We start from the raw sequence: 14227 nt of genomic DNA on the forward strand, positions 1-14227 counted from the left end.
TAATCCTGCTCTATGGAAAATGAATCGTTTTGAAATTTTATTTTAATAAATATATAATAATTATAAAATACTAATTCGAAAGGAGCAATACTATTGAAATATTCATTATTAGCTACTGATTTGGATGGTACATTATTAAACGATCAAAAAGAGATTGACGTTGAAACGATCGAAGCGATTCATGAATACCGCAGACGTGGAGGGAAGGTGGTGATTTGCAGCGGCCGTTCACCCCTATCAACGAAATGGATTGCTAATACCATCGGCCTAAAGGGCGAGCCGATCATTGCCTACAATGGAGCCATCATGCTGGATGAAAATGGAGCGGTACAAGAGCAGGCTGTATTTCAGCACGAACCGCTGTTACATTTCTGGGAGTTATGTGAGGCGGAAGGAATCTATGCCCATTTTTATGAAGGGGATACGCTGCTCGTCCCGATGGTAACGAAATGGAATGAGAACTGGATTGAAAATAATATTCCTCCATTAGAAAAAACCGGTGGCAGCCTCACAGATTGTGAATCCTTCCGAAAAAACTGCAAGGTCATGGTCATCGATCATTTTTATCAATATATGAAAGAAAAGCAACCTAAGATTACGAAAATAGCCGTATTTGATGATGGGGATCGACTTGCCGATTTTTCAAAGCGGATTGTCGAGCAGGTTGAGGACATGGAAATCAGCAGCAGCCTCAATTTTCTTAATTTAGAGATTTCACCGAGTGGTGTGACAAAGGCGTCGGCCCTTCTAAAGTTAACGGAGCAGCAGGGGATCCCGATCACGCAAACGGCTGCGATTGGCGATAATTATAACGATGCACTCATGCTTTCCATGGCAGGGCTGGGAATTGCGATGGGGAATGCCCCTGAAAAAGTGAAACTAGTGGCGGATAAGGTAACAGGGAATAATAACCAGGCAGGAGTAGCCGAGGCCATTCACAGATATTTACTGGATTAAATGGTGTAAAATAATTTTTTAAAATAACATTTCATATTTTTTATAAAAATATTGAATTATTATTTCAATCCGCATATAATATAAATATACAGAAACCGCTTACAGCTTAGAGAAAACTAACTGGGGGATACCATACAATGGAAGAAAATCTTGAATTATTAACGACAGAATCACGAAACGAACAATCCATGCAAATAGATACGGCAAAACCAATGGATATTTTACGGATCATGAATGAGCAGGATCAATTGGTGGCCTTAGCCGTAAATGAAGTCCTGCCGGAAGTAGAGGCAGCAGTAAAGTTTGTCTTTGAATCCTTTAAAAACGGGGGACGGCTCATTTATCTGGGGGCAGGTACGAGCGGCCGATTAGGGGTTCTGGATGCTGTAGAATGTCCGCCTACCTTCAGCACAGACCCTGAAATGGTTCAAGGATTAATGGCAGGGGGCGAAGGTGCCTTCATAAAAGCAGTCGAAGGTGCGGAGGATGATCCGGAGCTTGGTGTCAGTGATTTGAAGGCATTGGATCTGACAAAACATGATACCGTGATCGGCATCGCTGCCAGTGGCCGGACACCCTATGTGATTGGCGCCTTACGCTATGCACGCAGCATCGGTGCGAAAACAGTCGCCCTTTCCTGTAATAAAAATGCGGCGATTACTAAGGAAGCGGACCAAGGCATCGAGGTAATCGTCGGTCCGGAAGTGCTGACAGGTTCGACCCGGTTGAAATCAGGGACAGCCCATAAAATGATTTTGAATATGATCTCTACCTCATCGATGATTCTTTTAGGAAAAGCCTATGATAACTTGATGATTGATGTTCATGTCAGTAATCAAAAATTGAAGGAACGGGCGATTGGCATCATCCGCAAAATTACAGGGGTTTCTTATGAAATGGCATTGGAAACACTAGAAAAAGCAGACCTTCAAGTCAAAACGGCAATTGTCATGATTAAGACGAATACAACGAAACAAGAAGCAGAACAATTATTAGCAGAAGCAAATGGTTATGTGAAAACGGCCATTCAAAATGTTGAAAAATGATGCAGATGAAAAGGTGGTTTTGGGTGTGGCAGCAGGCGGTTTAAAAATGATTCAAAATATGCTGGAACAGCTTCCGGCTTCTGAGCGAAAAATTGCGGAGTTTATTCTGGAACACCCGCAATCGATTTTAAACAGTACTGTCAATGACATCGGGGTTCAAGCAAATACGAGCGGAGCAGCCGTTATTCGGCTCTGCAAGTCTTTGGGCTTAAATGGGTTTCAAGATTTAAAAGTAAGAATTGCAGGGGATTTAGTGAAGCCCGTTGAGGAAGGATATCGCGACATTGAACCCGGCGAATCCTTTTTCTCCATCGTTCAGAAGACAACAAGCAATAGTATCCAAAGCATCCGTGATTCGGAAGAGATCATCAATTACGATGAATTGGAACGTGCTGTTCACACCTTGCTGCCTGCCCAAAATGTTCATTTTTTTGGAATAGGCGCTTCTAATATTATCGCGAAGGATGCACAGCAAAAATTCCTTCGCATTCATAAAAATGCAACCGCTTTTACGGATACACACCTTGTTGCGACGCTTATTGCAAATGCCAACAAGGATGATGTGGTGTTTGGCATCTCTCACTCCGGGGAAACAGCTGAGGTTAGTAAAGTGATGACTCTAGCGAAAGAGCGCGGCGTGAAGACGATTAGTTTAACGAAATACGGACAATCAACCGTCTCATCCCTCGCGGATATTAAGCTGTTTACCTCGTATTCCGGTGAGGCACCGTTTCGAAGTGCAGCTACATCATCGCGCCTGGCGCAGCTATATATCATTGATATTTTGTTTTTGTCGATGGCAACCGTTCAGTATGAGAAAACGATTCATTCGATTGACAAAACAAGGGAAGCGATTCGATTTATCAAGGAAGGGAAATAATTACAGGGGGTGATGCGGACACCATTCCGTTCTTATTTTTTCGAAAAATAAAAAACAACAGAGAGAAGGGGAAATTTAGTATGGCTGGAGAGAATAAACAATTAGCCGAAAAGATTCTTGAACAATTAGGCGGAGCAGCGAATGTTGGCAATTACACACATTGTATGACAAGACTTCGTGTAACACCAAACGATGAGTCCAAGGTCAACAAAGCGGCGATTAAAAAAATTGACGGCGTCCTTGGGGTAGTGGAAGAAGAGACACTCCAAATTATCTTGGGACCTGGAAAAGTAAATAGAGTAACAGAAGAGTTTGGTAAGTTAATAGATGCTGCCGGCGGAATTGATTTAAAGGCAAAGGCAGCGAGCACAAAGGCTGAAATTAACAAAAAGAATGCGACACCATTTAAGAAGTTTTTACGAAAAATTTCTAGTATTTTCATTCCATTAATTCCGGCACTCGTAGCCTCTGGTTTGATTACAGGGATCACAAAAGCGATCATTCAAGCTGGATGGCTCGCAGGGGATTCCCAACTTGCCACAATATTATCTGTCATTGGTAGTGGACTATTTGGTTACTTAGGCATTTTAGTCGGTATGAATGCCGCGAAGGAATTTGGTGGTTCACCTGCACTTGGGGCGATTGCCGGTATTTTGATCATTAACCCGGCCGTTGCAGGCATCCATTTGTTTGGCGCAGATTTACTTCCTGGACGCGGAGGTTTAATTGGCGTATTGTTTGCAGCGATTTTTATTGCCCTAGTTGAAAAACGAGTTCGTAAGTTTGTTCCACAATCTCTAGATCTTTTTATCACACCAACGGTTGCTTTATTGGTTACTGGTATTGTTACTTATCTTGTATTTATGCCGCTTGGTGGTTTCGTTTCAGATATTATCACAAAAGGATTAACTTCTTTACTTGATATGGGCGGTGTAGTGGCAGGATTTGTTCTCGGAGCAACCTTCCTTCCACTTGTTGTAACTGGATTACATCAAGGTTTAACACCTATCCACTTAGAATTAATTAATACAATTGGTGATGACCCACTTTTGCCGATCTTAGCAATGGGTGGAGCAGGTCAAGTAGGTGCAGCGTTTGCAATTTATCTTAAAACGAAGAAAACGCGCTTAAAAAGAGCAATTGGCGGTGGTCTGCCAGCAGGTATTCTTGGAATTGGTGAGCCGTTAATTTTCGGTGTTACCCTTCCTCTAGGTCGTCCGTTCTTAACAGCATGTTTAGGTGCTGGTGTCGGTGGTGCGTTCCAAGCAGCATTTGGAATCGCAACGGTCGCGATCGGAGTATCTGGATTACCACTTGCGTTCCTTGTTGTAACAGGTCAAGTTCTCCTTTATTTAGTAGGGGTATTGATTGCCTATGCAGCAGGATTCTTATTTACTTATTTATTCGGGTTCAAAGATGAGATGGCCGGTGAATTTGATTGATTGGTATTTCCTTCTATTTAAATGATCCATTAGCAGAAGAGCGGATTGCTCTGGCAGGGAAATTGGGTGTGAAGCGGGCGTTTACCTCGCTTCACATTCCTGAAGAGTCCGGGGATTTAGCGGATCGCGCGAAACAGCTGCTGCGGGTAGCAAAGGAAGCTGGAATAGAGGTTTATGCGGATGTTTCGTTGAAAACGCCTGCCCACTTGGGATTGGATAGCTTATTAGCGTTAAAATCTTTAGGGATAATCGGGTTGCGCTTGGATGACTTTTTTGCGCATGAAACGATTTTGGCGCTGGCTGAAGAGTTCAAGCTTGCCTTGAATGCCAGCATCCTGTTTGAGGAAGATGTACGTGCCTTAATTGAAGGCGGATTGACGGCTGATCAATTGCTGGCGTGGCATAATTTCTATCCCCGCCGTGAAACTGGATTAGCTGAATCATTTTTTCAATCGCAAAATGAACTTTTTGGACGGTACGGCATACCGGTGAGCGCTTATATTCCAGGTGACGGGGAGAAACGCGGCCCGCTGTTTGAAGGACTGCCAACGCTGGAGGGGCATCGAGGGGCGGATCCGTTTTTGGCCGCGCTGGAACTGTTTTCGACGGGTGTCGAGGATGTGTATATCGGGGATTCGGAAGTAAGTGTTGACCTTTTGGAAAAATTAATTGATTTTGATGGTCATCGTCGAGTTTCGATTCGGGTGGAAGGGTTCCAAGCGGGGGAGTTCCGTCTCCGTCCTGATTTTTCCCGTGACGTACTTCGGCTAATGGAAACAAGAAGTGCCGAGGCTGTAGTTCCTGAGAATACTTGTGTCCGGCCTGTAGGCACGATTACAAGAGATAATGACCGCTACGGACGGTACCGCGGCGAGGTCCAAATCACGATCCATGATTTACCTGCCGATGAGCGGGTCAATGTGGTCGGAAGGGTTGTCGAATTCGATTTACCGCTGCTTCCCCTGCTCCAACCAGGCCAAGTTATAAAATTAATAGAGTGCTGAAACGTAGGAACTGCCTTATCTAGTAGATAAGGCGGTTTTTTCGGTTATGGGATACTGGGGCGATATAATCATCATTCCTGCTAAGCGACCGAAGTGGTGGGGGAATTGTGGGGACTGTAGCGTAGAGCTGAGTTAAATTGAAATCCATTTAAAGTAATTTAGGTTATAATAGGATAATTACAGCTAACAGGAGTAGAGAACATTGGAAAAACAAAATAGCAGGTATAGATGGGTTGTTTTTGCCACGGTTTTGTTTGCGTATTTTTTGATTGTGAGTCAAAGAACAGCACCGGGATTAATTTCAGATCAATTGATGAAGGATTTCAGCCTCACTGCCTCGACCATCGGATTACTAACGAGCATACAATTTTTGGCCTATTCAGGACTACAAGTCCCGATTGGAATTTTGTCCGACCGTTACGGCCCCAATCTATTTTTGATTGTTGGCGCACTGCTAAATGGGGTAGGTACACTCATTTATAGCGTTGCCCCAAATGAAATGGTGCTCTTTCTTGCCCGGTTATTGGTGGGTGCGGGGGATGCCGCCATTTGGGTCAATTTGGTGATTATTTTAAGCAAGTGGTTTAAGGTGAGGGAATTTGTTGGCTTACTTGGCTTTGCGGGAGTAGCAGGGAGTTTTGGTTTCTTGCTCGCGACCGTTCCTTTTTCCGCATGGATTGCCAACAAAGGCTGGCGGCTCCCATTTTTTACAACAGGGATTGTGCTATGTCTGTGCGGAATTCTTCTCTATTATGTGCTCGAAAGGAAACCGAAACAACTTTTTCAAAATGATTCTGCTGCACCAAGTAAACAGAAGAAAAAGCGGGAAAAAACACTTGTGATTTTAAGGCGTATTTTTTCCAATCGCCAGGCATGGGCGACATTCTTATGTCATTTCGGTCTTGTCGGTACATATGTGGGATTTATTGGTTCATGGGCCGTTCCCTATGGGATGCATGTGTATGGCATGACCCGGTCGGATGCCAGTCAGCTTATTATGGTTGGTCTTTTTGGGGCAATAATTGGCGCCCCGCTGACAAGCTGGATATCAAGCCGCTTGGATTCGATTAAACGCCCCTATTTAATCGTGCATCTGTTTGTCTTTTTCAGCTGGATAACGTTTCTTTTCTTTAGTGGGAAGCCGCCATACTTTATGCTCGTGATCATCTTTTTAATCATGGGTTATGGAAATGGCGCCAGCGCGTTAACCTTTGCCGTTGTACGGAAGTCCTTTGATATGAAAGAGGTTGGGGTCGTCTCAGGGTTTGCCAATACAGGCGGTTTTTTGAGTGCCGTCCTACTGCCAAGTATTTTTGGCAAGGTACTAGACCATTTTCACACTGCCCCTTCAAGTGTTGGCTATCGCTACGGGTTCATTATTCCCGTTCTGTTTGCGGTGATTGGCCTAATCGGCGGAATCTTGATCAAGGAACAGCTGCAGGAATCAAAACAGGCAAGTGAAGTAAGGGTTTAAATAGGTAAAAAAAGGTCAGCTTCCGAAATGGGAAGCTGACCCTTTTCCATCCTATTTATTTAATCCATGCCCCGCTCGAACCGAGTCTGTATCCTCCGATGCTGGTATTCGCAGCCATGATGCCATTGGAATAGAAGTAATACCAGCTGCCGCTAACTGCCACCCAGCCAGTTTTCATCACACCGCCGCCATCAAGGTAGTACCACGAAGTGCCTTCTTTCAGCCATCCGGTTTTCATCGCGCCAGAGGGATCCATGTAGTACCAAGAGGCACCATCCTTGACCCATCCGGTTTTCATCGCGCCACTGGAAGCGAGGTAATACCAAGTGGCACCGTCTTTCAACCAGCCAGTTTTCATCGCTCCGCTGGAAGCAAGGTAATACCAAGTCGCTCCGTCCTTGATCCACCCTGTTTTCATCACACCACTAGGGTCCATGAAGTACCAGACAGCTCCGTCCTGTACCCAGCCAGTGGTCATGATGCCATTTTGATAGAAGTAATACCACTTGCCGCCAGCATCCAGCCAGCCTCTTGTGGCATTGCCTTTGCTGTCAAGGTAATAGCGATTAGTCCCTTGCGTGATCCAGCCAGTGGTCATGTTGTTTTTCTGTGCTGGCTCATATTGTTTTTGAATGGCCGTTTGAGGGTAGTAAAATCCTAAGATCTCATTATAGAACTTGCCCGCATTGCCGCGATTGTTGGCGCCATGCTGACTCATGCCCACACCATGGCCGTTTCCGGCACCGGAAACAGTAAATGCATCATCGGTTTCTTTCATGTCAGAAATTAATGTGCTTGGCATCGTGCTTCTGCCGATGATATCGCGGACAACATCGGCAATTCCGGATACTTCCTTCGTTTGAAGCGAAAGCTTTCCGGTTGAATCGACAGTATCTTTTACGAAGAAACTGAACGAAATACTTCCCCTTATGATACGGCCGCTTTCCGTTGTATCATAGAAAGAAAACCTCGGAACCGAAACAATCTTAATTTGTTTATTACTATACCCATCCTTATACAGCCACGATTTGATTTTATCAGTAATGGCTTGATCTGTTTCTTTTGTTTTATCCCACCAGCTGTCAGGATGACTAAGATCTAGGGCGGTTGTATCGATTTGCTGTTTATGAATCGTATAATTCCATTCCACTGCCGTATCCGTATCATACTCATCTTTTTGAATTGGGAAGTAGGGAAGCTGGGACCCACCGAATTCGTTGGAATTACTCTCCGTCATCCCACCATTTGAAGCGGAATAGATTCCTTCAATCACACTGTTTTCATAGGTTAAAACCTCTCCCGCAGTTTTCTCAACTGCTGCTGTCGAATTAGGGTGAAAATTGCCCGCTCCTCCGAATGCCTGGAAACTAGTCGTATCGTCAATTTTATCCGGTTTTTTATTTACCCAATATAGCGCATACGAACGTGCGGCAACAGCCTGAGCCTTGAGCGCTTCCTTCGACCAGGTGGAGGCAATCATTTCTGATGGAACAACTGATTTCAGGTAATCCTCCATATTGAGTGTATTTGTTGGACGTACAAAGGAACCATCCACGACAAATTTAATGCTTCCCATGTAATCACGGTTGTTAATAGCGGCACGGTCGCTGTCATTAACAGGTGTGATGGTTAGATTATCACCAGAAGCCAGTTTCGTACTGCCGTCATACAGGCTTAGCTTTTGACTTTCTACCTTAATCGTGTACGTCTTGTTATTGATTAATAGAATTGAGGTCCCAGTTAAATAGTAGCTTCCCGTTATTTTTAATGAAATAGAAGACTGGTTACCTAAATAGTTTACTAGCTTAACTGGTATTTGTGGTTCTGATGCAGCCGCTTCCTTGTGGCCCGGCATCATCCCGAACAGCATGATCGCAACAGCAAACAAGGTTACTAATTTTTTCATTTGTGACAGGCACCTCCCGAATAATGTTGAATTGTGATGAAACAAAGTGGATTTTGGAATCTACAACCCTATTTTTTGAAAAATTGGTACTATTATAGAATACAGTAATTTACTCGATTTTTGTAGAAAAAGCTATTTTTAAAGATTAATAGTTTACCTTTCTCGACAAAAAAATCCCCTGTCAGGGGATTTCTGCGTTTATTAAAATTGTAAGTACCAAAGAAGGAAAAAATGAGCCCCGGAGATAAATGAAAACCCGTTTCATTTACCGTTTAGGAAAAAAACGGGCTACAATAGTTAATGAAAAGAGGTAAAAAACCGAAACGATAATAAAAAAACCGAGCAAAACATCTTTTGCCCGGTTTTTGTGAAATTAATGCTGTAGAAAAGCGAGTTGAATAAAGAACAATACCGCGAACACGTAGAGGAGTGGGTGGATTTCACGCCATTTACCTTTTGTGATTTTTAGCAGCGGATAGCTGATAAATCCAAGTGCGATTCCCGTTGCAATGCTTGAGGTCAGCGGCATACTGAGAACGGTTAAGAATGCCGGAAAGGCTTCATCAAGTTCGTTCCAGCGGATTTTCGCGATACTGCCCATCATCAGGCTTCCGACAATGATCAACGCAGGTGCCGTAATGGCAGCAATCCCGGACACTGCGCTAACGAGAGGGCCAAAGAACGCTGACACCATAAAGAGAACAGCAACCGTCACCGAGGTTAAGCCAGTCCGGCCTCCTGCTGCGACGCCGGAGGTCGATTCAATAAAGGCCGTTGTCGGGCTTGTCCCAAACATAGCGCCGACCGCTGTCCCAAGGGAGTCTGAAAGCAATGCCTGGCGGGCGCGCGGCAATTTGTCTCCCTTCATTAATCCTGCCTGATTCGCGACCCCAATCATGGTGCCGGTCGTGTCAAAAATGGTGACTAAAATAAAGGAAAATACAACGGCATATAGGCTGTGCTGCACCACGTCCGTTAGTGCTGTGATTGGATTCGCTACAATCAGCCCCTCTGGAAGGGAAGGCAGCGCCATAATCCCTTTAGCAAAAGAAAGCTGGCCGGTAAAGAAGGCGATTAGCCCCGTAACGATCATTCCGAAAAATAATGCACCATTAATCCGCAGCGCCATCAAGATTAATGTGACGGCAAGCCCAACTATCGCTAAAATCGCTTCTGGGGAATGCAGGTCGCCCAGCCCGACAAGATTGGATGGGTGTGCAGTGATGATTTTTGTTTGACGAAGGCCGATAAAGGCAATAAATAACCCAATTCCCGCAGTAATTCCGTGCTTGAGGTTTTCCGGGATGGCCTCGATTAATTTTTCCCTAAATGGTGTTAACGATAAAATGACAAAAATAATACCGGCAATGAAGACGGCGGCGAAGGCGGTTTGGTAGCTAATCCCTTGGTGGCCGCCGACGACAGAATAGGCAAAGTAGGCGTTCAGCCCCATCCCGGGCGCAATGGCGATTGGATAATTGGCGAAAAGCCCCATCCACAGTGTGCCGACCAAAGCGGCGATGATGGTTGCCGAAAAGACTTGTTCGAATGGAACGCCGGCATCGGCAAGAATGACGGGATTCACCACGACGATATACACCATAGTAAAAAATGTAGTGATTCCCGCCATCATTTCCGTCCTTGTATTTGTATGATTTTCTTTGAGTTTAAACATTGGTAGGGTTCCTCCAAAACACGAACGTTTTTTAATGACTTTAATATATTATTCGCTTTTAGGTGAAATTACAATAGTAAATATTATTTTGCCCCATATTGGTATTTTTTACGCTTGTTATTAAAAGGTCGATGTGACAGTTTTGTCTTCCTGCACTCGATTTTTGTCCTCATGAACCTTTCATGAAGACAGTTATCAGCGGTTTTAGGGAATATATCAGCGAATTTTTCATTTTATCAGCGAATCCAGCCCATATATCAGCGAATTTTAAAATATATCAGCGAATCAATATAAGCAACAATCTTTTTGAAAAAAGCCTTCATATTTAATTACTCGAATCCACCATTCTTTCATATAAATCCAGCACCGATTGCCCGTAGGTTTCACCCGACACGGCCCATTTTCCATTTAAATCGGTCCAATTCGGGGCGGAGCCTCTTTCTACTAATTGAAAACGCGGGTCCACTAATGGGTACTGATCTGGTAATGGCTCAGTACTCGCGTAGGCGTATAAATGCTGCAGGTGCGCAAGGACTCCGTCTTTTGGCGTTGCGAAGCTTGCCCCCCGAGTAGCACCCCCGGTTGCGCCTATCCCGGCAAAGTTGTTTTGCTCCGGCTGTACGACTCCGGTAAAGCGAAGATAGTTTGTTTCATGCATGGCCTGGGCAAAGGTGATATCACCCCTGATGCCATAGTACTCACCAAGTGTCTGATAAAGGCTGCCCAGCTCCATGGCATCAGGATTGATCCCTTTCACAAAAGAATTCATTTGTCCCGCCGATAGCTGTGTCGGGCCCATGATCGAATTGCGGTCAGCACTTTCCAAAGTCGTCACGCCATTTTCAGCAACAAGGAAGGCATCGGTAATCCCAGCCGCTTTTACCTCGGCTAACCGTTTTTCAGCATTTTCACGGTTAGAATTGGCCCCAGCCTGTACACGATACCAGTTTTTCCCCGCAATGGTTGTCGGTTTCACAAACGCGTCAATACCATTTGCCTCTAAAAAAGCCACGCGCTCATCAGCATTTTCTCGTGATTGGAAGGACCCGGCGATCACCTTGTATAGTGTACCGGTAACCGGGTTTGATGGCTCCGGCGGCTCCGGCGGATTGTTGGTTTTTCTTTTTAGATTAAAGGCGATGGCAATGCCGTTTGCATGACCTTGAGCCACGTCCTGACGCCAAGACGATTGTTTCATTAAGGCGGCATCATGGGAATTGTCGATAAAACCGTTTTCTGATAAAAAAGCCGGCATTGTTGACTCTCGTAACACGTGGAAATTCGCCTTTTTCCGGCCGCGGTCTTTCAGCTGATTCAGCTTTATTACCTCTTCGTGAATGGTACTTTGGTATTTGGCTGTGGTGGAAGAGTCCGACAAGCTACTATAAATATAGTCCTCATATCCTTGGGCAGAACCGGAAGCGGCGTTGATGTGAATAGCCAAATAATAATCTGCGCCCCAGCTGTTTGCCTCAGTTGTCCGCTCGCTTAAGCTCTTGCTGACATCGGTGGTCCGGCTCATTTTAATGTCCACACTTTCATAGCTATTGGTTAAGATGTCGCGTATTTTTAGCGCAATATTTAAGGTAACATCCTTTTCGTTTAAGCCATTGCCCTGGGCACCGGGATCTGTGCCGCCGTGACCGGGATCTAAATAAAGTTTCAAACTGAACTCCTCCTTCTCCATTTTATATTTCTACATTATATGATATGGGAAAAGCTGTATTCTGTTTGGGTGCCGTTCCGGACTTCCCGTCTAAGAAAATTCCATGCAAGGATTACTAGTTTTTATTTATATTTTTATAGGGAAATAGTATGATAGTCTTTTAGGGATATTTCCATTTTTTAAAAAAATTAGGAGGATTTAAGGTTGAAACAATACTTTTCAATTAGGTTATTTATTGTTCTTTTCGGGATGGCGCTGCTGCTCCATTCTCTGCCAGATCACACTGCGGCTGCAGGGATTCCAACGATTACCGTTCAGAACATTACGCTTGACAAAAAAGAAGCGATGGTAGGCGATACGGTTGAGTTATCGATGGATGCCGACTCACCAAGCGGTCCGCTTGAACGTCTCGTCGTGTCTTTCAAAGGTGCTGATTATGAAAGTTATATGAATCATGACGTAGATTTGATGAAGGATCCTGCGAATCCAACCCGCTGGCATGCGAAAATCAATCTAACCGAGGCCTTTGCCAAGGGAAACTTGAAGGTCAGTATGATTCGATACTACTTTCACGTTAATGATTATATTTTATATAATCAAGCTCTCTATCCGGATGCTAATAATACAGCCGACCTTAGCGGCGGGGATTTTTTTGTCGATCCGGCAGGGTATCAGCCGGAGCTTACATCAATTAGCATAGATAAAAAACAAGGACAAACCGGTGATTTACTGACTTATTCTTTTTCCGCTAAGGGGCTTCATGAAGATAGTACGAACACGATTCAGGTCTTCTTTCGGTCGCCTTTAGGGGATCAACAAAAGGATTTTTGGCGGGATTTCCAGATGTCCGGTACAAGCTTTGAGTTCAGGATTGCTCCAAATGACCAAAAGGGCATATGGAAGGTAGATCGGATCAGGCTTACCGATAAGAAAACCGGCAACACGATTATCTACTACAATCAGTTATTTTACGACAAGGCAACCAGCAGGGATTTCAGCCAGATTGAGTTTGAAGTCATGCATCTAAATGGCTGGGTAAAGATCAACACCGATTGGTATTATTTCAATCCGGTAACAGGTGAAAAGGTCAAAGGCTGGTTTCAAGATCAAGGTTTCCAGTATTATCTTGATGAATTCGGCAGAAGGTATAGCGGCTGGTTAGACTATGAAGGGCATGAGTACTACTTTAATGAAGATGGGATCATGGCCACCGGTTGGGTTTATGATGATTGGTACGAAGATTTCTATTATTTTAATGAAAAAGGGCACATGTTAACAGGAATACAATGGATTGATGGCGACTGGTATGCCTTTGACGAAGACGGGGCTATGGTGACCGGCTGGTACCAGGAAAAGGGGAAACAGTATTATTTTGATGAAGAGGGGATTGCCCATAACGGCTGGGTGCTTCTCGGTAATGATTGGTACTTCTTTGGTGAAAAAGGGGAAGCCGTCAGCGGCTGGAAGCTCTATAAAGGGAAATGGTATTTCATCCGGGATGGCCGGATGTTGACGGGAATCACCGAAATTGGATATGCCACCTACTATCTGAACAAGAATGGTGAAATGGAAACGGGCTGGAAGCTAGCAGGAGGGAAATGGTATTATTTCAAGCCTGTTTCTGGCAATGCGGTGACCGGATGGTTCCAAGAGGGGAAGGTCTGGTATTACTTTGACACTAAAGGTGTCATGGCGGCAGGCTGGAAACAAATCGCCTATCAGCAGCAAAATTCACCGAATCAAAAGGTCTGGTTCTATTTTGATCAAAATGGCGCGATGCAGACGGGCTGGAAATTACTCGGCGGAAAATGGTATTACCTCGAATCTAGCGGAGTCATGGTGACAAACCTGAAAACCATTGGCGGGATTACGTATTATTTTAAAGCGGATGGGTCAATGGCGGCTAACGAGTGGATTCAATTTGGCCAAGGTCAGATGTGGCGTTACTACCTTGCCTCCGGTCAGAATGCCGTTGGCTGGCACACCATTAATGGTAAGAGATATTATTTCGATAAACAAGGAATTTGGCAAAAATAAATGAACGCAGGTGACCTCGGTTGCCTGCGGTTTTTAGTTTCATTTTAGGGGATTATTGGCAGATACCGATGACATGCTGTTTTTTCAGAAAAATGGTATAATGAAAAAAGTGAATGAAATTCTAGCTAAGGGGAAATGAA

10 protein-coding genes are annotated in these 14227 nt (G+C 44.4%); 7 read left to right on the forward strand and 3 right to left on the reverse strand.

The window, feature by feature from the left end; genetic code table 11:
• The first annotated feature begins 93 nt into the window (after positions 1-93).
• From ACIQXV_RS01625 to ACIQXV_RS01650, 6 genes are all read left to right on the forward strand, one after another.
• Positions 94-957: a Cof-type HAD-IIB family hydrolase gene (locus ACIQXV_RS01625; protein WP_402955034.1), complete on the forward strand. Its 864-nt coding sequence runs from the start codon at positions 94-96 to the stop codon at positions 955-957.
• Positions 958-1094: 137 nt separating this feature from the next.
• A complete protein-coding gene (gene murQ / locus ACIQXV_RS01630; protein WP_402955037.1) occupies positions 1095-2003 on the forward strand; it encodes an N-acetylmuramic acid 6-phosphate etherase in 909 nt (302 codons plus the stop codon).
• A 25-nt stretch (positions 2004-2028) separates the two neighbouring features.
• Positions 2029-2883 (forward strand): MurR/RpiR family transcriptional regulator, encoded by an 855-nt coding sequence (locus ACIQXV_RS01635; RefSeq protein WP_402955255.1) that lies wholly within the window; start codon positions 2029-2031, stop codon positions 2881-2883.
• An 80-nt stretch (positions 2884-2963) separates the two neighbouring features.
• On the forward strand, positions 2964-4325 hold the full coding sequence (locus ACIQXV_RS01640) for a PTS transporter subunit EIIC (protein WP_402955043.1): 1362 nt from the start codon (positions 2964-2966) through the stop codon (positions 4323-4325).
• A complete protein-coding gene (locus ACIQXV_RS01645) occupies positions 4322-5329 on the forward strand; it encodes a MupG family TIM beta-alpha barrel fold protein (protein WP_402955046.1) in 1008 nt (335 codons plus the stop codon). The genes ACIQXV_RS01640 and ACIQXV_RS01645 overlap by 4 nt, the downstream gene beginning before the upstream one ends.
• A 202-nt stretch (positions 5330-5531) precedes the next feature.
• Positions 5532-6803 carry an MFS transporter gene (locus ACIQXV_RS01650; protein WP_402955049.1) on the forward strand — a complete coding sequence of 424 codons (1272 nt, stop codon included), beginning with the start codon at positions 5532-5534 and terminating at the stop codon, positions 6801-6803.
• Between the two features lie 55 nt (positions 6804-6858).
• Here ACIQXV_RS01650 and ACIQXV_RS01655 read toward each other — a convergent pair whose 3' ends face one another.
• From ACIQXV_RS01655 to ACIQXV_RS01665, 3 genes are all read right to left on the reverse strand, one after another.
• On the reverse strand, positions 6859-8709 hold the full coding sequence (locus tag ACIQXV_RS01655) for a SpoIID/LytB domain-containing protein (protein ID WP_402955052.1): 1851 nt from the start codon (positions 8707-8709) through the stop codon (positions 6859-6861).
• A gap of 373 nt (positions 8710-9082) precedes the next feature.
• Positions 9083-10384 carry an NCS2 family permease gene (locus ACIQXV_RS01660; protein WP_402955055.1) on the reverse strand — a complete coding sequence of 434 codons (1302 nt, stop codon included), beginning with the start codon at positions 10382-10384 and terminating at the stop codon, positions 9083-9085.
• 325 nt (positions 10385-10709) lie between these two features.
• Entirely contained in the window at positions 10710-12071 is a 1362-nt protein-coding gene (locus tag ACIQXV_RS01665) for an N-acetylmuramoyl-L-alanine amidase (RefSeq protein WP_402955058.1), read from the reverse strand.
• Positions 12072-12254: 183 nt separating this feature from the next.
• Here ACIQXV_RS01665 and ACIQXV_RS01670 point away from each other — a divergent pair, with 183 nt between their 5' ends.
• The gene (locus tag ACIQXV_RS01670) at positions 12255-14087 is read left to right on the forward strand and encodes an N-acetylmuramoyl-L-alanine amidase family protein (protein WP_402955061.1); all 1833 of its coding nucleotides are present in this window, start codon (positions 12255-12257) and stop codon (positions 14085-14087) included.
• The last annotated feature ends 140 nt before the right edge of the window (positions 14088-14227 follow it).

This window comes from Neobacillus sp. NPDC097160 (assembly GCF_044762155.1).
In the GTDB taxonomy this organism is placed as follows: Bacteria; Bacillota; Bacilli; order Bacillales; family Cytobacillaceae; genus Neobacillus.

Bases quoted from the DNA above. Each gene is read 5' to 3' on its own strand.
- murQ (WP_402955037.1), top strand. From the start codon at position 1,095: ATGGAAGAAAATCTTGAATTATTAACGACAGAATCACGAAACGAACAA.
- ACIQXV_RS01640 (WP_402955043.1), top strand. From the start codon at position 2,964: ATGGCTGGAGAGAATAAACAATTAGCCGAAAAGATTCTTGAACAATTA.
- ACIQXV_RS01655 (WP_402955052.1), bottom strand. From the start codon at position 8,709: ATGAAAAAATTAGTAACCTTGTTTGCTGTTGCGATCATGCTGTTCGGG.
- ACIQXV_RS01660 (WP_402955055.1), bottom strand. From the start codon at position 10,384: ATGTTTAAACTCAAAGAAAATCATACAAATACAAGGACGGAAATGATG.
- ACIQXV_RS01665 (WP_402955058.1), bottom strand. From the start codon at position 12,071: ATGGAGAAGGAGGAGTTCAGTTTGAAACTTTATTTAGATCCCGGTCAC.